Raw genomic sequence first — 19,969 nt, 5'->3', positions numbered from 1 at the left:
GCGAATCTCAACTGGATTCGCGGCCTTCTTGATTACAAGCTGTTCGTTTCGCGGGTAGTTCTTGTTCCCTCGTTCCCTTGGTCCCTCACCCGCTTTACTGCTGCGGCGCTCCCCCTTGCGGCCTCTGCCCCATCACCGAAACACTGGTAGCCACAAACGCTCCGCCCTTCACCGCGCCTTCCACGCGCACCATATCGCCCACCTGCACATCGGCCAGCGTAATCGGATCGCGCCGCTTGCGAAAGGTCGTGTTCTCATCGGCAACAAAGGCATGCGCCGCATTGTCCACATTGCTCTGCAGCGTCACCTTCGTCTCGTTCACAGCCGTAACGCGCCCCATCAGCCACGTCTTGCCAAAGTTGGCTTCCATCTCGCGCATCTGCTTCGCGCGCTCCGGGTCAAGCTGCAAAATCATCACCGCGCCAACGGATTTCCCAGCCTCATCCACCTCGCCGCCAGCCATCACCGCATCGCCAACGTGAATATCGGTAGCCTTAATCGCCACCGGAGGGTCCATCCGGCGTCCCTGCCCATCGCCGCCAAAACCATCGCGTCCGCCATTGCCGCCGCCACGCGTAGCGCCCGCACCCGGCTGGCCGCCATTATCCGGCGCATTCGCAGGCCGCGGAGCCTGCTTCAAAAGCCGCGTATTTGCGCTGAAATGTACCGTGTAGCTCTCGCCCTGCTCCGTCTTCACCGTCAACGAGTCAGCATTCACCGCCGTAACCGTGCCGCCAATGCCGCGCCCCATGGGACCAAACCCCATGCCGCGCCCGCCGCGTCCCCGCGGAAAACCGCCCTGCTGAGGAGCACTCGCATCCTGCGCCATCGCCACGCCAGAACACAGCATCAACGCCACAACCAACACGCCTGATAAACGCAACTTCATCCTTCATCTCCCGGAAAAGACGCACAATCTCTCCCATAGAGAATAGACGCACAGCCGCATCGCGAAGACGACACCCCCCATGGAGTCACTCCCAAAGCAGCCAATAATCAATGAGGATTGAGATTCGCCTGCATCATCTCTTGGAAGGCAGGAATATCGCGCAGCACGGCAAACTCGTTATCTTCAATCACCTTCTTCGGCGTAACAAACCCTTCATTCAACGCCAGTCGCAGATACTCAATCGCCTGCTGCGTCTTCCCGGCAAGCACGCATCCCTTCGCCATGTAGTAGTTCAGCGCGCCGCGCTCCTGCACGGTAGAAGGATTCTCCACGCGCACGCCCGCCGAATGCATAAAGATATTCGGGTCAAGCGTAAGAGCCGAGCGATACGCCTCCCAGCCCTGCTTGTAGCGCTTATCGGCAAGATACGCCGTGCCAAGGTTCTTGGTATAAAGCGCATTATGCGGCTCCAGCTTCACTGCCTTCTTGTAAAGCCTCTCCGCAATGCTGTACTTCTTTGCAGCCATTGCCAGCGAGCCAAGATTGTTGATGGCAGTAGCGTTCTTCGGCTCCAGGCGGTGCGCCATCTGGTAACAGCGCTCCGCATCGTCCGTATCCAGCAAAAGCTGGTAGGCAACGCCCATCTTGTTCCACACAGCGGGCTTGTTCTGCGACGCTCGCTGGTAGGCCGCAATGGCTGCCTGGTAGCGTTGATGCCCAAGAAGCGAATCGCCTTCATCTTCCGGCGTAATCTGCTCCTGGTTCACCACCACAACTGGATTTGTAACCTGTCCGGTCTGCGGCACAGGAATGCGTAGGGAAGTTTGCGTTTCATTTGCCGTGCTGTCCGGAATTTGGGAGTACCCCGGAAACGGCGCTCCGCCAATCGATGCTGCCAGCAGCAGCGCTGTCTCGATGCGTAGTGCAGTGTCGTGATTCATGAATCCCTCCAATGCCCCGAAGGAATGGTCGAAATTATATCCCCGAATCTGTTCCGTTTGCTGCAACTTTCTTTTCACGCAGGCATCTTCTTCTGGAGTAGACTTTCCGGTATTACACGGAGGCAAGGTCATCGTTACTGCGGCTCCCTTAATGGAACTCGCCACGCCAGCCGAGCGCCTGCGTCTGCGCTTCCGTTCCGCGCGCAGGCAAACGTTGGCGCTGGTCGCGCCGCTCACACCAGAAGACATGATGGTGCAATCATGCCCGGAGGCATCTCCGGCAAAGTGGCACCTGGCGCATACGTCATGGTTCTTTGAATCTTTCATTCTGCGCGAGTTCCTTCCCGGCTACCGCATCTTTAACGAAGACTTCATCTGGCTTTTCAACAGCTACTACCAGTCCTTCGCAGCCTTTCCCGAAAAGCGGCTCCGCTCCTCCTTCTCACGCCCCGGCATTGAGGAAATCCTGCGCTTCCGCACCCATGTGGAAGCAGGCATTGAGCGGCTTCTCGAAGTCAATCCAAATGCCGAAGTGCTCAAGCGTATTGAGTTGGGCGTGAATCACGAAGAGCAGCACCAGGAACTGCTGCTCACCGACACCCTGCACGCCTTCTACACCAACCCACTGCGCCCTGCATATCAGTCAGCCGAAGTGGAACCCATCAGCAAACCCGCAAAGACGCTGCAATTCCTCCCCTTCGCCGGCGGATTGCATGAAACAGGTTATTCCGGCGACGGCTTCTGCTTTGACAACGAATTGCAACGCCATACAGTCTGGCTTGAGCCGTTCGCCTTAGGTGACCGATTGGTGACCTGCGCTGAATATGCAGAGTTTATTGCCGATGGAGGCTACAGGAGAGCCGAACTCTGGCTCTCCGATGGCTGGAAAGCAGTAGAAGCAAACCACTGGCGCGCGCCGCTCTACTGGGACGGGCCTGTGGATAAACTCGCCACGAACGGTAGCGACGACTTGAGCGTCTTTACCCTGCGCGGCACGCTGCCTTTTGCTCAAGTAGCACACGCGCCAGTCAGCCATGTGAGTTTTTATGAAGCCGACGCGTACGCCCGCTGGGCCGAATGCAGGTTGCTGACAGAGTTTGAATGGGAGTCCGCAGCGGAATCCCAAACCGTGGGAGGGAATCTACTCGATGCACAAAAACTCCGCCCACTTCCTGCCTCGGCCTGCGTCCAAGGCGAATGCGTTCAGGACGAATCCGTTCGAGAATCAGAAGAAGACGCAACGCAACTTTACGGAGACTGTTGGGAGTGGACAGGAAGCGCATACCTGCCCTATCCCGGCTTCGAACCGCTGTCCGGCTCCCTGGGCGAATACAACGGCAAGTTCATGAGCGGACAGATGATTTTGCGCGGCGGGTCGTGTTGTACTCCCGCGGCACACATTCGGGCCAGTTATCGCAATTTTTTCGCGCCGGAAACACGCTGGCAATTTTCCGGTATCAGACTAGCAAGCAGATAAAACCTTTCACGCTGAAACGCATCTTAAGGGTCTGCATGACGACATTGACGTTCTCCCCCAGTAGCACTTTAGCCGCACCTCTTGTTGCAGCGGCTGTAAATGACGGACTGTTTTCCACACCGAAAACTCTTCCCGCATGGCTGTTTTACGACGAAGCCGGCTCGCGCCTCTTCGACCAGATAACCGAACTGCCCGAGTACTATCCCACACGAACAGAACGCGCAATTTTCTCCGCACACGCGGCAGAAATTATCGCTCTGGCCGCCGAGTCTCACGCGCTGCAGATTATCGAGCTTGGCGCAGGGTCGTGCGATAAAACACAAATCCTTCTTCGCGCTGCCGTAGAACGGCAAGACACCGTGCTCTATGAACCGGTGGATGTTTCCGCAACTCCGCTGGAGGCTGCGCGAGAAACCATCGAAGCCACCATACCCGGAGTGCTGGTTTCTCCACGCGTGCAGGATTACACTCGTGAGCTTGCTCTTGATGCTCCGCTTTGCGGCGAACGCAGACTGGTACTTTACATCGGCTCCAGCATCGGTAACTTTGAACCGGGGGAAGCGCACGCGCTGCTCTCCAGCATTCGCGCCACGCTTGCGCCAGGAGACATGCTGTTGCTTGGCGTGGACCTCGTCAAAGACGAACCCCTCCTTCACGCCGCCTATAACGATGCCGCGGGCGTAACAGAAGCGTTTAATCGCAACGTGCTGCACCGGCTGAATCGCGAGCTTGGCGCAAATTTCAAGCCGGAGATGTTCGCCCATCGCGCCATCTGGAACCCCATCGAATCGCGCATTGAAATGCACCTGGAAAGCCGCCTGCGGCAGATTGTCACCATTCCCGGCCTGCATCCGAGCATTGATGTGCTGGTCGAGTTTGCACGCGGCGAAACCATCCATACAGAAAACAGCTACAAGTACCGCCCCGGACAAGCAGAGGCAATACTGCGAGCCTGCGGCTTTGCACCCAAGCGCACATGGAATGACGAGCAAGACTGGTTTTCCGTCTGCATGGCGCAAGCCGTATAAAACGCCCTGAAACAGCAACAAGGCCCGCGGCAAGCATCGCCGCGGGCCTCATTGCTGTTTCCGTTTGTACTTATTTCGGATTCGCAATCCGCACCAGCAGAATGTCATGGCTGGCAATCTCAATCGGCATATCGTTCTTCAGCTCGACTTCCTTGCCCGTCCACAGATCTTTGCCCTTCAGCGTGCCGTGCAGACCGAGCTTGGCCAAATCGAGATGGAACGGATGCGTGGAATAGCGGTTACTGCCTGCATTCAACACAGCAATCGCCACGGCGCCGCCTGCAAGCTGCTTCTTCCATACATCCACTTCGCCTTCGCTATAAACGCGCTCTGCCTGCTTGCCCAGCTTGTCCTGGTCAAGCGCAATCACGTCGCGGTTGGTCAGAATCTCGCGAATCTCCGGCTTCATATGCGGCAAATCATTGCCCGCCAGCAACGGCGCGGCAAGCATCGACCACATCGAGAAGTGCGTACGATTTTCCGCAAGCGTCAGCTTCCCGTTCCCCACTTCCAGCATGTCAGGGTCGTTCCAATGTCCCGGCCCCGCATACTTCTGCAAGCCCTCCTGCTGACTTAGCAGGGTGTAAATACTGTTCCAGTTTTCCTTGATATCGCCTGTTGTGCGCCACGCGTTGCCGCCAATCGACGGAGCCCATTCCCAGGAGGCATCCCAACCATATTGGCAAAGCGAATACAGAATCGGCCGCCCCGTAGCCTTCAGAGCCTTCCCCATCTTGTCATAGGCGGCAATCATTAACTTCATCTGCGCCGCTTCATCATTGGGAGCCTGCTCGCGCATAATCTGGCGAAAACCGCACAGGTCATACTTCAGATAATCGATACCCCACTCGGCGTAGAGCTTTGCGTCCTGCTCCTCATGTCCGTAAGAGCCTTCAAACCCCGCGCAAGTCTTGGGCCCAGGCGACGAATAAATGCCAATCTTCAACCCTTTCGAGTGAACATAATCGGCAAGCGCCTTCATATCAGGAAATTTCTCGTTGGTATGCAGCACCCCACTGGCGTCACGCGTGCCTTCCCATGTGTCGTCAATGTTCACGTAGATGTAGCCGGCATCGCGCATGCCGCTGGACACAATCTGGTCGGCTGAATCGCGAATGTCCTTGTCAGTTACGTTGTGAGCAAAGTAATTCCAGCTATTCCAGCCCATCGGCGGGGTTTGTGCCACCTGCGCGGCGGCAGAAAGCATGCCGCAACAGAAGACTGTGAGCAAGGCCAGAGACACACGGTAGACGCGGGACATAAATCTCTCTCCTGTAAATGAAAACGTTTCCGTGCGGAATCCTATATCGATAACTGCGTTTTAGGCAATAAAAAGATGATTAATGAATAATTCGCCCAAATTCATGCAATTCGCCTTGCTGCAAGCCGGCAAAAGCTCCCTTGCGACCACCGGGAGAACCACAAAAGCAGCCTGGCAGCCAAAGGCCGCAATCGCCCCTGCGACCAGTAGTTGACCGGGAGGAGCAAAGAAGGTAAACTACCTTAGTTTGGCGATTCATGCCAGTCGACGTAGGGGTGTGCCGCTCGCTTTCGTGAGTTTTTCGAAAGCTGGAAGCGTGACAAACATCGTCCCTCGGCGCGCAAGTTTCCGCCCGAGCTAGTTTTGTGGATTTTATGGGAGCAGGCGCGTTTTTGCGTCCGGGCTCCGGAGGGTTTATGTACGCGGTTCTTCGCACCGGTGGAAAGCAGTATCGTGTCGCCCCCGGCGACGTTGTGAAAATTGAGACGGTCACCCCTGAGGCTGACAACACCATCGAGTTCAGCGACGTTCTCGCTGTCTCCGGCGATGCAGGCATTGTGAAGCCCGGCGCGGCCAAGGTTACGGCTGAAGTCGTCGGCGAAGGCCGTGGCGCCAAGATTCTGGTCTTCCACCTGAAGCGGAAGAAGCAGTACAAGAAGCTGCAGGGACACCGCCAGAACTTCACCGAGGTTCGCATCAAGGCCATTGAGGCCGACGGCGTGACCTACACGGCGTAAAGCAGCTTCCAGCTATTAGCTCTTAGCTTTTAGCTTGTTGGTGCAGGAACGACAGATTTAGGTTTAACCGAAACAGCTAAGAGCTAACGGCTAAAAGCTAATGGCTGCTTTTGAGAGAGGAATTCGGCAATGGCACATAAAAAGGGTGGAGGCAGCTCCACAAACGGACGCGATTCCAATGCACAGCGCCTGGGCGTGAAGGCCTTCGGCGGCGAGCTCGTCACTGGCGGCACAATTATCGTTCGCCAGCGCGGCACCCGCATCAAGCCGGGCCTGAACGTGGGCATCGGCAAGGACGATACGCTCTTCGCCAAGATCAGCGGACACGTGAAGTTCTCTGACCACGGCAACCGCGGTCGCTTTGCTTCCATTGAGCCCATCGCGGCTGAGTAACAACACACAGGGTTTCCTGAATGACGAGGGGCTGCAGCGCAAGCTGCGGCCTTTCGTTTTTTTGCTGCTTATGACGCTCGGAGGCTAAAGCCCGGAGATATCTTCGCTGGTTTCGGCACGGCTGAAGCCAATTTTGCCCGATAGTTCCGCTTTTGTGCATCTGCGACATATATTGCGTGTGCAAAAACAAAGGCCGCAGCTTGCGCTGCGGCCTTTGTTTTCTATTCCCTGACACACCTTACGAGTTCGACTCGCTCTCCTGCAGGGTGCGGGTCAGAACCTTCTCGACCACCTTCTCCACATCGGTAAGGAAGAAGCTGTTGGCGGGCTGCTGCACGGCAACGTTAGCTCCCTTGTGTCCGAGGGCGGTGGCAATCTCGTTCCAGCGATAGATTGTCGAGTTGGCCGCTACCACGACCGGCTTACGCGCCAGCTCGGGCAGGTTCGCGTATGTAATCCAGATGCCAAGGACAAAGACCGCAATCCCCACCTCGGCGAACTGGATAGGGTCCGTCAGCGTGCTGTTGCGTGAAAGCACAGCAGACGAAATGAAATCCGTGGAAGAAAGGATGCCAAATCCCAGTGCAATGCCGAAGCACAGGTCGCGCGTGGAAAGACGCAACGCATTCAGGCTGATGCAGAGGAACGCCAGCAGACAAAGCTCCATCACGCTGACAGAGCGCATCAACCGGAAGGCGAAGTCCGGCAGCAGCATAATGTCAACGCGGGCCAGGCTGAGAGTGGTGAGGCTCAGGATGACGGAAACCAGCGCCGCCCAGCGGAAGATGATTGTTCCCAGGCGCATCAGGCCGGTAAAGCCTCCCAGTGCCGAGCGGAAGACCTCAAGCAGGACAAAGAACTGCAGCACGGAACTGGCGATATAGACGCCCCAGTAAGTAAAGAAGTAGGCGGCATACCAGTTGGCATGTCCCGGCTGCGACTGAATATAGAGAAGTGCCAGGAATATGGCCGAAGAGGCAGTCTGCAGCAGTAAATACCCGTTCATCGCCGGGAAGCGCTTCTGCAGCTGCTTACGCCAAAAGAGGAACGTAAGCGCTGTCCAGAGCACAGATTCTGCCAGAGTCATAGCCCACATTGCAGGATTTAGAGGCATAAAAATCCGTCCGCCAATCTGAGGTGCACACAGAATAACGCGAAAAGTCCTCTATACCAACGAAATAGTTGGATTTTTTAATGCTACAGACCGTTTCTGCCCCAACCAGGGACAGGTTTCCCTATTTCTGAGTACTCTTAGGGCAGGTCGGCACGCCGGGCCCGCAAGCAGGAATAGGGAATCCCGGACCTGAGAGCAGATGGCTGGACGCGATACGCGGAGAGGGTGAAGAGGAAACGGTTGCAGCGGCGGCACCAGCAAGAACAACGGTCAGGGCAAAAGCGCGAATAACGAGTTTCATGATTGAACTAAGCTCCTTAAGAATCTTGAACGTGTCGAAGAGTATGTTTGTTGGCAGGGACTACTTCTGGGGGCAGGTCGGCACGCTGGGGCCACAAGCAGGAATAGGGAATCCGGGACCGGAAGCCAGATGGCTGGAAGCGATACGCGTGGAAGGCGAAGAGATGGCAGCAGCCGCACCGGCGAGAACAACGGTCAGGGCAAAAGCGCGAATAACGAGTTTCATGGTCGAATTGACTCCTTCGGAGGTGACTTAAAATGTATTCAGGAGAATCTCTCCTGTTACCTCGGATGGTAACCCAGGTACCGTTGCCGTGAGATAGCATATTCACGCAATTTCACGGATCCCCAGCCCACTTTGGTACTCATTCCCTGCCGTTACGTGGTCCAATGCCGCCATGGACCACTGGGGTTGCCCCTCCCGGGATGGCAGGAAAATCCCCTTTTTGATACCGCCGCGTGATAAAATAACTTCAGGCAAATTTGTCTAAAAGTATCCGTTTTTTCAACTGGTTAAGCCCATTCGAGCAATCGGAGAAGCTGAGAAAAACCAAGCCCCGGAACTTGCGGAACAAATTCCGATTGGAACCTTATGGCGACTGAGAGCACTCCCTTGTCCCCCGAATCGAATCCAGCTTCGACTCCCACCCCCAAGCCCGCTGCCAGCTATACCGGCGATAACATCAAGATTCTTGAGGGGTTGGAAGCTGTCCGTCTGCGCCCGGCCATGTACATTGGCTCGACCGGCGAGCAGGGTCTGCACCACCTGGTTTATGAGGTTGTCGACAACTCCGTTGACGAAGCCCTTGCGGGGTTCGCCAGCCGGATTGACGTCATCATCCATGTGGACAACTCGATTACCGTGATTGACGACGGCCGCGGCATCCCTGTGGACATGAAGACCCTGCCAAACGGCGAGAAGATGCCCACGGTGCAGGTTGTGCTTACCAAGCTCCATGCCGGCGGCAAGTTTGACTCTTCCACCTATAAGGTTTCAGGCGGCCTGCACGGCGTCGGCGTAAGCTGCGTTAACGCGCTTGCGCAGGAGTTCAACGTCGAAATCTGGCGCGACGGGCACACTTATGAGATGGACTTCAGTTGCGGTGAGCCAGTGAGCGACCTGCGCGAAGCAGGCATCAGCAAGCGCCGCGGCACCAAGGTCCACTTCCTGCCCGACAAGACCATCTTCTCCGTCACGGAGTACAACTACGACACACTGGCCCAGCGCCTGCGCGAGCTCGCCTTCCTGAACAAGGGACTTGAAATCTCGCTCACCGACGAGCGCATTACCGACCCGAAGACCGGCGAGGCCAAGCGTGCTGAATTCAAATATGCCGGAGGCATTGCCGAGTTTGTAAAGCACCTCAACCGCGGCAAGCAGGTTCTGCACGACAAGCCGATCACGATGGAAGCTGAGCGCAATGGCGTAGCCATCGAAATAGCGTTGCAGTACAACGACAGCTATTCAGATACGCTGTTCAGCTTTGCCAACAACATCAACACGGTGGACGGCGGCACGCACCTTTCCGGCTTCCGCTCGGCGCTGACCCGCACGATTAACGCAATTGGGCAGCAGCTCGGTCTCTTCAAAGACATGAAGGAGTCGCTTTCAGGCGATGACGTTCGTGAAGGTCTGGTAGCTGTGGTCAGCGTAAAGCTCTCGCAGCCGCAGTTTGAAGGGCAGACCAAGGGCAAACTCAACTCGGACATTGCCGGCATTGTGCAGGCCTTTGTGAATGAGCGGCTCGGCGCGTTCCTTGAGCAGAACCCTCCGGTTGCCAAGCGCATCATCAACAAAGCAATTGACGCAGCCCGCGCTCGCGAGGCAGCCCGCAAGGCCCGCGACCTGACCCGCCGCAAAGGCGCGCTGGACTCCGGCGGTTTGCCCGGCAAGCTGGCCGACTGCTCCGAACGGAATCCGGAACGCTGCGAGCTTTACCTCGTCGAGGGTGAAAGCGCAGGCGGCACGGCCAAGCAGGGCCGCGACCGTAAGTTCCAGGCGATTCTGCCCCTCAAGGGTAAGATTCTCAACGTGGAAAAGGCCCGCTACGACAAGATGCTGGGCCATGAAGAAATCCGCGCTATGATTACCGCACTCGGCACCGGCATTGGCAAGGACGACTTTGACCCGGCCAAGCTGCGCTACGGCAAAATCATCCTCATGACCGATGCCGACGTGGATGGCTCGCACATCCGCACGCTGCTGCTGACCTTCTTCTTCCGCCACATGACGGAGCTGATTAAGCGCGGCCACGTCTTCATCGCCCAGCCACCGCTTTACAAAATCAAGAAGGGCCGCTTTGAGCAGTACATCAAGGACGACCGCGAGTTTGTAAAGGTAATGGTGAAGCGGGCCTCAGAGAGCACGACCATCCGGCACGGCGAGAATGCGCAGAAGATTGAGGGCGCAGACCGAGTGCGCTTTATGAGCACACTTGGCGAATATCTCAGCTTCATCGAAAAGGTCGATAAGCGGATTCGCAATGAACGTCTTGTCGAGCTGATTGCCCGCCAGGAGTTTACGCAGCGCGCAGATTTCCTCTCCACCACCGAGGCGAATGAGATACCCGCGAAGATTGCCGCTCTTTACAAGGAACTGCAGGAGCTTGCAGACGAATTCCAGATTAAGGTCGCAGAGCCTGTGCGCGATGAGGAGCACCATGCGTGGTCAGTTTCGTTTACTGACGCGCAGGGCGCACATCGCACCATCGATACAACGTTGGCCACCAGTCCTGAGTTCCGCCAGATGATGGCGAAATACTCGCAGATTAAGGAATATCTGGAGCCGCCGTTCCTGATTGAGTTCGTCACCAAGGCGGCCGCGGCCAAGGAAGCGACCGATGAAGACGCAGAGGGTGAAGGCGAAGAGGCTGCAACCGAAACAAAAGCCGCCCGCGCCTCGCGCATCCCGCGTGACCCCGTCGAAAAACAGACCGCTCGCGAGCTCTTCGAGTACGTTGTCGAGCAGGGCAAGAAGGATTACCAGGTGCAGCGCTACAAGGGCCTTGGTGAAATGACTGCCCCGCAGCTATGGGAAACCACCATGGATCCCGAACGCCGTACGCTGCTGCAGGTCAAGCTCGAAGACATTGCAGAAACGGAAACCATCTTCACCACGCTAATGGGTGAAGATGTGGAAGCGCGACGCAAGTTCATCGAGGACAATGCACTCGACGTAAAGAACCTCGACATCTAACTGCCAGTTGTAGCGAGACACATAAGTTGAAATATCTGGAAGCATAAGCCGAATAAGGCTAGCTTCCAGATATTTTTGTTTTTGGAGAATCACTTGTTCGTTTTACTCGTCCTGCCGCAGTCCATACTTTTCCATGCGATAAATAAGAGTGCGCCTGCTGATATCCAGATAACGAGCCGCCTGCGTCTGATTTCCGCCAGCCTTTTCCAGCGCACGCAGCAATAGCTCGCGCTCAATTGCCTCAAGGCTCACGCCTTCATCCGGCAGCTCCAGCAATAGCCTCTTGTTTGAATCAGCAGGAGAGCTCGCCTGCAGTTCCTCAGGCAGATCCGCTTCGGATATCTGCTCCCCATTGGACAGCACAAGCATCCGCTCAATTACATTTTCAAGCTCGCGAATATTCCCCGGCCACCTGTAAGCACTGAAGCGCGCAATCACCGACGACACTATGCGAATGTTCTGCATTTTGTGACGCTCCTTTGCCTTGCGAAACAACTGTTCCGTAAGCTCAGGAATATCTTCCCTCCGCTCACGCAAAGGCGGCAGATGAAGCGGCACCACGGCCAGCCGGTAAAAAAGGTCTTCCCGAAACGTTCCATCTTCCACCATTGCTACAAGGTTGCGATGCGTAGCTGCAATGATGCGCACATTGATAATTCTGGTTTCTGTCGAGCCAACGCGCTCCACTTCTCCGTGCTGAATCAGGCGAAGAAGCTTTACCTGCGACTCCAGCGGCAGCTCTCCAATTTCATCCAGAAATAAAATGCCGCCATCCGCCAGCTCAACCTTGCCCTGCTTGCTGTTGTGCGCTCCCGTAAAGGCTCCTCTGGAAAATCCAAACAGTTCCGCCTCAATCAGGTCTTTCGGAATCGCACCGCAATTAATCGTAATGAACGGCTGGTTGCGTCGCAGGCTATTGTGATGAATTGCACGCGCAAGCAGTTCTTTGCCGGTCCCTGTCTCGCCGTTAATAAGCACGGTAGTATCGTGCTGAGCAACGCGAGACGCCATCTCAAGAACGCGCAGCAGACTCTTGGAATGGCCGATGATGTGTTCAAATCCATAACGCCGGTCAAGCGCCGAACGCAGATTCCGCACTTCATCAATCAGGTTCTGGCGTTCCATCGCGCGATGAACTGCCAGCAATAACGCTTCATAGTCAATCGGCTTGGTGATGTAGTCGTAAGCCCCCAGTCGCATCGCCTGCACAGCGGTTTCAATCGAACCAAACGCAGTAATCATAATCACCGTTGTTTGAATCTCATCCTCCGCAATGGAGCGCATCAGCTCGATGCCGTCAATCTCCGGCATCCGCAGGTCGGTAATCAGGAGCTTGGGGCGTTGTTCAAAAAGAATCCGCCGTGCTTCTTCTCCGTTGGTAGCGGCAATCACACGATAACCAGCTTCCTGAAGCTGCATCTGCAACACACGCCGGACGCTGACATCATCATCCACAATCAGAATCGCATCATTCGCCATGCACCGTCTCCTGCCCTGCGGGAAGCTCGATGCGGAATGTTGTTCCGCCTGCGGAATTTCTGCGGCATGAAAGTGCGCCGTTGTGTTGAGACACGATCATCGAGGAAATCGCAAGGCCAAGTCCGGTTCCGCCGGCCTTTGTCGTAAAGAAAGGGTCAAAGATATGTTCGGCAATTGCATCCGAAATTCCGCTTCCATGGTCTTCCACCTCAACGCCAAGACTATCTCCCTCTTGAATGGAGCGAAGTCGAATCCGCGAATTCACAGGCGAGGCTTCAATCGCGTTGATAACCAGGTTAAGTAAAACCTGCTTAAGCTGCTCCGGGTCGCACTCTATCTCGCCCTCTGATTCCGGCGTAAACTCCAGCGTAATCCCGCTCTGCTGTGCCGTGTGCGACGCCTGCGAAACGACGGAGAAAAGCAACGCATTCGGGTCCGTGCGTTGCAGACGTGGAGAACGAGGCTTGGCAAAATTCAGGAACCCCGTAAGCAGCTTATTCAACCGCTGCGATTCTTTGTGGATAATATCCAGGCTGTCCTGCAGATGTTCTTTCGGCGCGGCGCCGCGCTGCAGAATGCCGGCAGCCCCGGAAATACTCGCCAGCGGATTACGAATCTCATGAGCAAGGCTCGCAGCCAATTGCCCCGCAACAGAAAGTCTTTCCGCTTTCTTCATCTCGGCAATATTCTCACGCAGTTCAAGATAGACACTTTCCAGCTCGTGACGTGTCCGCTCAAGGTCTCTGCGCTGTGCCCGCTCACGGTCCGAAAGATACCCGGCAATCAATCCCGCCGCGCTGAAAATCGACAACTCCACCACCTGGTCCTTCGCATCAAGAGGCCACTCAAGCCAGTGCTGCGCTATCAGCGGAGCGTTAACCAGCGCGGTAAATAAGGCCATGAGGCCTGCTCCACGCCAGCCAAATAACATCCCGGCAATCATAAGCGGAAGAAAATTCAGGTGATGCAAAATATTGTGTGCAGTAATATCGGAGCCCGGGATGAAAACTGTCAGCACGGCAATCAACACAATCGGCACGGCAATCAGCAAGGCGCCCGTCGGACGCTTTCGCGTTCCGAATCGCTCAAACACGTTCATACGAAGAGCATAGCTGGAGATTTTCAGGTCCAGCGCCTCAAAGCTACGCATTGCCCGTAAACCTGCAACTCTGGGGCCATTTGCAACCACCTGCAACTGCGCCAGCCGGGCGCGCTGGCTGTACCAAATGGGACAGCTTCACCAGCACTGCTGTACCAAATGTGTTGACCGGCAAAACCCAACTCCCCGAAAATGCAGCATTTTTGAGTTGGCATGCAGCGTGCAACATGGCATCCCGTGCGATCCCGAATCCTGTTCCTATTATTTGCGCATTGCGCCACCTCTGCATGCTTCAGTCAGTCTGGCAAGCTGAATGAAGCTCCACCACCCGCAAACGCGGACGTCATCTCCACAGACAATTTTCGCTCGCTCAATCTCACACAAGCGCTCGCGCTCGCGGAACAGAACAGCCCCATATTAAAAGAGGCCTCCGCCACTGTAAGCCATGCGCAAGCTGGCATGCAGACCGCCAGGGCATACACCAATCCGGAGTTTCAGTTTCTGGGCGGCCACCAGTCTGCGCGGCCCATCGCAACTCCCGGCGTGCCCGGTGCTCTGCTCCATTATTCGGCCGGGCAAACAATTGAAATCCCCTCGGAGCGCCGCGCACGTATACGAGCATCCCAGTTGAACCTCGATAGCAGCCAGTTTCAGCTTGCAGCAATTCGTCTTTCCGTAATCTCTGACGTGAAGCGTGCCTTCTATGACGTGCTGCGCCGCAAGGAACAACTCACACATGCCACGGACAATCTCGCACTGGTAGAAGACCTTCGCAGCCGCGTCCAGATGGAGGTCCAGGTTGGCGAAAAAGGCAAGCTCGAACTAACCCGGGCCGAGGCGGAACTCGCACGCGCAAACGCGGCAGTCAGAAGCGCGGATGTGCAACTGGCAAACTCACGTGCCATGTTGAAAGCCCTTATTGGCGCTTCTTCCAGCGAGACATTCGACGCCACCGGCTCCCTCAACGAAACCGTGCAAATGGATCAACTTGAAGAGATGCGCCAGCACGTTCTCACCAGTCATCCCGCGCTAGCCCAGGCAGGTGCGCAAACCGAGCAGGCTCAGGCCCTGGTAACGCATGAACAAGCCTTGCGCATTCCCGAGCCAACTGCCTACGGCGAATACGAACGCCAACCCGATATCTCCTTCTATCGCTTCGGCGTCACTGTCCCTCTTCCACTGTGGAACCGCCGCAAAGGCCCCATTGCGGAAGCCAGGGCGGAAGTCGAGCGTGTGCAAGCATCCGCGCGTCAAAAGCGCCTGGAAATCATGGCCGCCCTCGAACGTTCCTATGACCAATACCAGATAAGCAATCAGCAGGTGGAGAGCCTGCAGTCAGGCTCTCTACGCGAAGCGGAAGCAGCCGTGGAAGCCGCACGCGCCGCCTACAAATTCGGTGAACGCGGAATTGTCGAAGTGCTCGACGCGCAACGCGTCCTGCAAGGCGTGCGTAGCGACATGCTCGACGCACTGTATGCGCGACAGTCCGCATTGATTGACCTGCAAGAGCTAGGAGCTGTGCAACCGTGAGGCCCATTCCCATGCAAAAGAATCTTTTCGTAGTAACCATCATGCTTGCGGCGATACTGCTACCTGCCATCTCCGGATGCAAGCACGCCGTCGGAACAACCTCCACGGAAACGCCGGCAGAATCTTCTGCCGCCAAAGACCCATTCAAAGTGCAGGTCCCGCAAGAGCTCCTCACAAGCCTGACTCTCGGCAAGCCACAGTGGCAGGAAGTCACTACAAAGCAAAAAGCCGCCGCTCGCATTCAAACGGACGCCTCGCGTGTTGCACGCATTGGCTCGCCTGTAGATGGCCGCATAACAAAAGTGCTCGTCTTTGAAGGGCAACGGGTTCATCAGGGCCAAGTGCTGGCCATGCTTCACAGCAACGCGCTCTCAGACACGCAATTCGCATTCGTCAAAGCCTTTTCGCAGGAAAAGCTGGCGGAACAATCCGCCGAACGTGCCCGCCAGCTTGTGCAGTCAGACGTAATCGGAAAAGCAGAGCTGCAAAAGCGCGAAGCAGAGGTTTTGCAAAGCACCACGGAAGTATCCGCGCTGAGCGCACAACTACACGGACTCGGCATGTCAGAAAATGCCATTCAAAAGCTGGAGACAACGCGCAAGCTCAACTCGGATTACCCCATCGTTGCATCCATCGCGGGAACAGTCATCGAGCGCAAAATCACCATAGGGCAGGTCGTGCAACCCGCAGACCCAGCCTTCCTCATAGCGGACCTCTCTAACTTGTGGTTCGTTGCAGAAGTCCCGGAAGAGCATGCTGGAGCGCTTTCCGTTGGCAAGACGGTCATCGCCACCATCCCCGCATTGCCTGACCAGTCGATTCGAGGCCGCCTCTCATTTGTCAGCCCGGTAGTCAATCCGGACACACGCACCGTGCAAGCCCGCATGAACCTTCCCAACGCACAAGGGCTCTTTAAGCCGGAGATGCTTGCCTCCATGACCTTTGAGAGCCAGCCCGAACATGGCCTCACCATTCCCACAACTGCGGTCGTTCGTGAAGACAACAAGGATTATGTCTTCCTGCAAAAATCACCCAACGAATTCCAGCTACAGGAAGTGGAACTGGGAGAGGAAGTCAATGACCGGCGAATAGTGCTCCACGGCATTGCAGCAGAAAACACAATCGTTCTTGACGGCGCATTCCATCTGAACAACAAGCGCAAGCAGGATCAGCTCAAGGGGGGACAATAATGCGCGCATTGATTGCTGGCGTCCTCCATCAGCGCCTCATCATTCTTGTTGTTTCCCTCATCCTGCTCGCCTTTGGCGTAAACGCCGCGCAGCATCTCTCCGTAGACGCCTTTCCAGACGTAACCAATGTTCAGGTGCAAATCGCCACCGAAGCCCCCGGCAAATCTCCTGAAGAAGTAGAGCGCTTCATCACCGTCCCTATTGAAATCGGCATGACCGGCCTTCCCGGTCTTACGGACATGCGCTCGCTCAACAAGCCCGGCCTGTCTCTCATCACGCTCGTCTTTGAAGACGGAAAGGGAGTCTACTTCGAGCGCCAGCTAGTCAGTGAACGCCTCAATGAACTGCGCGACCACATGCCGGAAGGCGTCACGCCGCTGTTAGGCCCAGTCTCCAACGCACTCGGCGAGGTCTATCAATACACATTGGAAAGCCCAACAGATGAAAAGCGTGCCCTGACACGTGAAGAGCTCATCGAACGCCGCACAATTCAGGATTGGGTCGTACGCCCTCTGCTGCGCTCCATTCCCGGCGTTGCAGAAATCAATTCCACAGGTGGCTACGTCAAGGAGTACCAAACGCTCGTTGACCCTCAAAAGCTGCGCTATTACGGCCTTTCCATCGACGATGCGTATGAGGCAATCAGGCGCAACAACGAAAACGCAGGCGGAGGCATTCTCTCCGAGCACGCCGAACAATATCTCATTCGCAGCATCGGTCTCATCCGCGGCGTCGATGACATTCGCAACATCGTGCTCAAAGAAAGCGCCGGAACTCCCGTCTATATCCGCGACGTTGCCGAAGTGCGCATTGGCGAAGAGGTTCGCTACGGTGCCATGGTCAAAGGCGGATATACAGAAGCAGTCGGCGGCGTAGTCATGATGATTGCCGGCGGCAACGCCAAAGAAGTCGTTACCCGCATCAAGCAGCGCGTAGCAGAAATCAACAGCGGCAACACAATCCCCGGCGGGCTCAAAATCGTTCCTTACTATGACCGCTCGCGCCTCGTCGATGCGGCAATCCACACCGTAACGGAAGTGCTTGCCGAAGGCATCGTCCTGGTTGTCATTGTTCTCTTCCTCTACCTCGGCGACCTCCGTTCCAGCCTCATTGTCAGCGCCAATCTCATCCTCACCCCACTGCTCACGTTTCTCATCATGAATCGCGTAGGCCTGTCCGCAAACCTCATGTCGCTCGGTGGACTCGCCATTGCCATCGGCCTTATGGTCGATGGTTCCGTAGTAGTTGTAGAAAATGTCTTTGCTCGCCTCAGCCACGGCGATGGCGAAAGCCGGCTGCACACAGTACGTGACGCGGTAGCGGAAGTAGCAACGCCTGTCATCTTCGGCGTAATGATTATCGTTCTTGTTTTTCTTCCCCTCATGACGCTCGAAGGCACCGAAGGCAAAATGTTCGCGCCGCTTGCTTACACCATCGCCATCGCGCTTCTGCTCTCTCTGGGCCTCTCGCTCTCACTGTCGCCAGCACTGTCCATGTTCTGGCTCAAAGGCGGAAAAGAAGAAGACACATGGCTGGTCCGTAACTTGCGCGCGCCCTACGAACGCGTGCTGGCTTGGGCAATGCGCAACAAGCTCAAGAGCGTAGCCGCTGTCATCGTTCTATTCATAACCTCTCTCGCACTCTTCCCACTGCTCGGCACGGCATTTATTCCGGAGATGCAGGAAGGCACGCTCGGCCCCAACGCCGACCGTGTTCCCAACATCTCACTCGACGAATCCATCAAAATGGAACTCGCCATGCAGCGCATCATGCGCGATATTCCCGGCGTCGAAAATGTAGTATCGCGTCTTGGACGCGGCGAGTCCCCAGCAGACCCAGCCGGGCCAAATGAGGCGGACGTCATCGCCAATCTCACTCCCGTAGATAAGCGTCCGCGCGAACTCACACAGGAAAAAATCGCGGACCAGATGCGTGAATCCCTCGCAAAAATCCCCGGCATCAATCTCGTAATGTCCCAGCCCATCTCTGACCGTGTCGATGAAATGGTTACAGGCGTGCGCGCCGACGTAGCCGTCAAAGTCTTCGGCGACGACCTCGATACACTCATTGCAAAAGCGCAGGAAATCGCAAAAACCGCTTCTTCCATTCAGGGCACGCAGGACACGCGTGTCGATCGTGTCGGCGGCCAGCAATACCTCGTCATCGACATCGACCGTTCTGCCATCGCTCGCTATGGCATCAATGCCGCCGACGTCAACAGCACCATCGAAATGGCAATCGCTGGCAAAAGCGCAACAGAGGTCTACGAGGGCGAACGCCGCTTTCAGGCCATCGTGCGCTTACCGTCCTCCTATCGCAGCAAAATCGAAGACATTCGCGAAATCATGGTCTCCTCGCCAAATGGCCCAAGAGTTCCGCTCGAAGACCTGGCCAGCATTCGCTTGCTGGAGGGGCCTGCGCAGATTAACCGCGACATGGCCAAGCGCCGCATTGTTGTCGGCATCAACGTGCAGGGCAGAGACCTCGGAGGATACGTCGCAGAACTACAACACGCCGTCAATCAAAATGTCCCTCTTCCCTCCGGCTACTTCATCCAATGGGGTGGACAGTTCCAGAACATGCAGCGCGCCATGCACCACCTCATGATTATTGTTCCTGTCACCATCGGAGCCATCTTCTTTCTCTTATTCCTGCTCTTTCATTCCATACGCTTTGCGGCGCTCATCATCATTGTGCTGCCGCTTGCATCCATCGGCGGAATCTTTGGCCTCTTCCTCACGCATGAATATCTCTCCGTTCCCGCATCCGTAGGTTTCATTGCCTTGTGGGGAATCGCCGTGCTGAATGGCGTTGTGCTTGTCTCCTACATTCGCAAGTTACGTCAGGAAGGTCTCTCGCAATCCGCAGCCGTACGGCAAGGCACGCGCCTTCGCTTCCGCCCCGTCATGATGACCGCAACCGTAGCTGCTCTTGGCCTCGTGCCATTCCTCTTTGCGCGAGGCCCAGGTTCTGAAATCCAGCGGCCGCTTGCCATCGTAGTCATCGGCGGCCTTGTTACCTCAACCATGCTCACTCTCATCATCCTTCCTTGCCTCTACGGCGTCTTTGAAGGGAAACCGCAAGACATCGAAGACAAAGAAATGGAGCACCATCTGCTGAGTTGAGTTGAGTTCAGTCCTTATCGTCTTTATCCCCAATTGCCGATTCGCTGGGATGGCAAAGTTCTTTTTGTTGAAGGAACATCCCATGTTGGAGTAGAAGCCGCAGTCAACTTCCTGTTCAACGACAAAAAATAACTCCCCTCCTTGCGAAAGCAAGACAAAGTCAGGGAGGAGTCGGCAATTTTGAAGTCCTGTTAAATGCGGCATCTCCGA

15 protein-coding genes are annotated in these 19,969 nt (G+C 56.0%); 8 read left to right on the top strand and 7 right to left on the bottom strand.

Annotated features, from left to right (window positions below):
* Positions 1-94: 94 nt before the first annotated feature.
* Both AC5S3R_RS01850 and AC5S3R_RS01845 read right to left on the bottom strand, forming a co-directional pair.
* Positions 95-889, bottom strand: a complete 795-nt coding sequence (locus AC5S3R_RS01850) for a DUF5666 domain-containing protein (protein WP_494264907.1) — start codon at positions 887-889, stop codon at positions 95-97.
* A gap of 107 nt (positions 890-996) precedes the next feature.
* Positions 997-1,830 carry a tetratricopeptide repeat protein gene (locus tag AC5S3R_RS01845; RefSeq protein ID WP_494264906.1) on the bottom strand — a complete coding sequence of 278 codons (834 nt, stop codon included), beginning with the start codon at positions 1,828-1,830 and terminating at the stop codon, positions 997-999.
* A 151-nt stretch (positions 1,831-1,981) separates the two neighbouring features.
* Here AC5S3R_RS01845 and egtB point away from each other — a divergent pair, with 151 nt between their 5' ends.
* Both egtB and egtD read left to right on the top strand, forming a co-directional pair.
* A complete protein-coding gene (gene egtB / locus AC5S3R_RS01840) occupies positions 1,982-3,307 on the top strand; it encodes an ergothioneine biosynthesis protein EgtB (protein ID WP_494264905.1) in 1,326 nt (441 codons plus the stop codon).
* Positions 3,308-3,342: 35 nt separating this feature from the next.
* A complete protein-coding gene (gene egtD / locus AC5S3R_RS01835; RefSeq protein ID WP_494264904.1) occupies positions 3,343-4,335 on the top strand; it encodes an L-histidine N(alpha)-methyltransferase in 993 nt (330 codons plus the stop codon).
* 70 nt (positions 4,336-4,405) lie between these two features.
* Here the strand turns inward: egtD and AC5S3R_RS01830 are convergent, their stop codons facing one another.
* Positions 4,406-5,596 carry a glycoside hydrolase family 27 protein gene (locus AC5S3R_RS01830; RefSeq protein ID WP_494264903.1) on the bottom strand — a complete coding sequence of 397 codons (1,191 nt, stop codon included), beginning with the start codon at positions 5,594-5,596 and terminating at the stop codon, positions 4,406-4,408.
* A gap of 416 nt (positions 5,597-6,012) precedes the next feature.
* On the opposite strand from AC5S3R_RS01830, the gene rplU reads away from it, so the two are divergent.
* On the top strand, positions 6,013-6,333 hold the full coding sequence (gene rplU / locus AC5S3R_RS01825; RefSeq protein WP_494264902.1) for a 50S ribosomal protein L21: 321 nt from the start codon (positions 6,013-6,015) through the stop codon (positions 6,331-6,333).
* 129 nt (positions 6,334-6,462) lie between these two features.
* Positions 6,463-6,726 carry a 50S ribosomal protein L27 gene (rpmA, locus tag AC5S3R_RS01820; RefSeq protein ID WP_494264901.1) on the top strand — a complete coding sequence of 88 codons (264 nt, stop codon included), beginning with the start codon at positions 6,463-6,465 and terminating at the stop codon, positions 6,724-6,726.
* Positions 6,727-6,964: 238 nt separating this feature from the next.
* Here rpmA and AC5S3R_RS01815 read toward each other — a convergent pair whose 3' ends face one another.
* Positions 6,965-7,732, bottom strand: coding sequence for a hypothetical protein (locus tag AC5S3R_RS01815; protein WP_494264900.1), 768 nt, complete (start codon positions 7,730-7,732; stop codon positions 6,965-6,967).
* A 469-nt stretch (positions 7,733-8,201) separates the two neighbouring features.
* Positions 8,202-8,366 (bottom strand): hypothetical protein, encoded by a 165-nt coding sequence (locus tag AC5S3R_RS01810; RefSeq protein ID WP_494264899.1) that lies wholly within the window; start codon positions 8,364-8,366, stop codon positions 8,202-8,204.
* Between the two features lie 366 nt (positions 8,367-8,732).
* Between AC5S3R_RS01810 and gyrB the strand changes: the two genes are divergently transcribed.
* On the top strand, positions 8,733-11,336 hold the full coding sequence (gyrB, locus tag AC5S3R_RS01805; protein WP_494264898.1) for a DNA topoisomerase (ATP-hydrolyzing) subunit B: 2,604 nt from the start codon (positions 8,733-8,735) through the stop codon (positions 11,334-11,336).
* Between the two features lie 102 nt (positions 11,337-11,438).
* Here the strand turns inward: gyrB and AC5S3R_RS01800 are convergent, their stop codons facing one another.
* The gene (locus AC5S3R_RS01800) at positions 11,439-12,815 is read right to left on the bottom strand and encodes a sigma-54-dependent transcriptional regulator (RefSeq protein ID WP_494264897.1); all 1,377 of its coding nucleotides are present in this window, start codon (positions 12,813-12,815) and stop codon (positions 11,439-11,441) included.
* Positions 12,805-13,965: a sensor histidine kinase gene (locus AC5S3R_RS01795; RefSeq protein WP_494264896.1), complete on the bottom strand. Its 1,161-nt coding sequence runs from the start codon at positions 13,963-13,965 to the stop codon at positions 12,805-12,807. Before AC5S3R_RS01795 ends, AC5S3R_RS01800 begins: the two co-directional genes overlap by 11 nt.
* Before the next feature lie 186 nt (positions 13,966-14,151).
* On the opposite strand from AC5S3R_RS01795, the gene AC5S3R_RS01790 reads away from it, so the two are divergent.
* Genes AC5S3R_RS01790 through AC5S3R_RS01780 form a run of 3 tightly spaced genes read left to right on the top strand, consistent with a single transcriptional unit; the run spans position 14,152 to position 19,759 of the window.
* A complete protein-coding gene (locus tag AC5S3R_RS01790) occupies positions 14,152-15,444 on the top strand; it encodes a TolC family protein (RefSeq protein ID WP_494264895.1) in 1,293 nt (430 codons plus the stop codon).
* A gap of 11 nt (positions 15,445-15,455) precedes the next feature.
* Complete coding sequence (locus AC5S3R_RS01785) at positions 15,456-16,634, top strand: efflux RND transporter periplasmic adaptor subunit (RefSeq protein ID WP_494264894.1); 1,179 nt, start codon at positions 15,456-15,458, stop codon at positions 16,632-16,634.
* Positions 16,634-19,759, top strand: coding sequence for an efflux RND transporter permease subunit (locus tag AC5S3R_RS01780; protein ID WP_494264893.1), 3,126 nt, complete (start codon positions 16,634-16,636; stop codon positions 19,757-19,759). Before AC5S3R_RS01785 ends, AC5S3R_RS01780 begins: the two co-directional genes overlap by 1 nt.
* The last annotated feature ends 210 nt before the right edge of the window (positions 19,760-19,969 follow it).

The sequence above is a fragment of the Occallatibacter sp. FHG110214_02 genome, from assembly GCF_059115385.1.
This window is presented reverse-complemented; position numbering and strand designations above follow the sequence as displayed.

Excerpts from the sequence above, each read along its gene's own strand:
- AC5S3R_RS01830 (WP_494264903.1), bottom strand. The coding sequence starts at position 5,596 with ATGTCCCGCGTCTACCGTGTGTCTCTGGCCTTGCTCACAGTCTTCTGT.
- AC5S3R_RS01850 (WP_494264907.1), bottom strand. The coding sequence starts at position 889 with ATGAAGTTGCGTTTATCAGGCGTGTTGGTTGTGGCGTTGATGCTGTGT.
- AC5S3R_RS01815 (WP_494264900.1), bottom strand. The coding sequence starts at position 7,732 with ATGAACGGGTATTTACTGCTGCAGACTGCCTCTTCGGCCATATTCCTG.
- AC5S3R_RS01810 (WP_494264899.1), bottom strand. The coding sequence starts at position 8,366 with ATGAAACTCGTTATTCGCGCTTTTGCCCTGACCGTTGTTCTCGCCGGT.
- egtD (WP_494264904.1), top strand. The coding sequence starts at position 3,343 with ATGACGACATTGACGTTCTCCCCCAGTAGCACTTTAGCCGCACCTCTT.
- AC5S3R_RS01800 (WP_494264897.1), bottom strand. The coding sequence starts at position 12,815 with ATGGCGAATGATGCGATTCTGATTGTGGATGATGATGTCAGCGTCCGG.
- egtB (WP_494264905.1), top strand. The coding sequence starts at position 1,982 with ATGGAACTCGCCACGCCAGCCGAGCGCCTGCGTCTGCGCTTCCGTTCC.
- gyrB (WP_494264898.1), top strand. The coding sequence starts at position 8,733 with ATGGCGACTGAGAGCACTCCCTTGTCCCCCGAATCGAATCCAGCTTCG.
- AC5S3R_RS01780 (WP_494264893.1), top strand. The coding sequence starts at position 16,634 with ATGCGCGCATTGATTGCTGGCGTCCTCCATCAGCGCCTCATCATTCTT.
- AC5S3R_RS01785 (WP_494264894.1), top strand. The coding sequence starts at position 15,456 with ATGCAAAAGAATCTTTTCGTAGTAACCATCATGCTTGCGGCGATACTG.
- rplU (WP_494264902.1), top strand. The coding sequence starts at position 6,013 with ATGTACGCGGTTCTTCGCACCGGTGGAAAGCAGTATCGTGTCGCCCCC.
- AC5S3R_RS01795 (WP_494264896.1), bottom strand. The coding sequence starts at position 13,965 with ATGCGTAGCTTTGAGGCGCTGGACCTGAAAATCTCCAGCTATGCTCTT.
- AC5S3R_RS01845 (WP_494264906.1), bottom strand. The coding sequence starts at position 1,830 with ATGAATCACGACACTGCACTACGCATCGAGACAGCGCTGCTGCTGGCA.
- rpmA (WP_494264901.1), top strand. The coding sequence starts at position 6,463 with ATGGCACATAAAAAGGGTGGAGGCAGCTCCACAAACGGACGCGATTCC.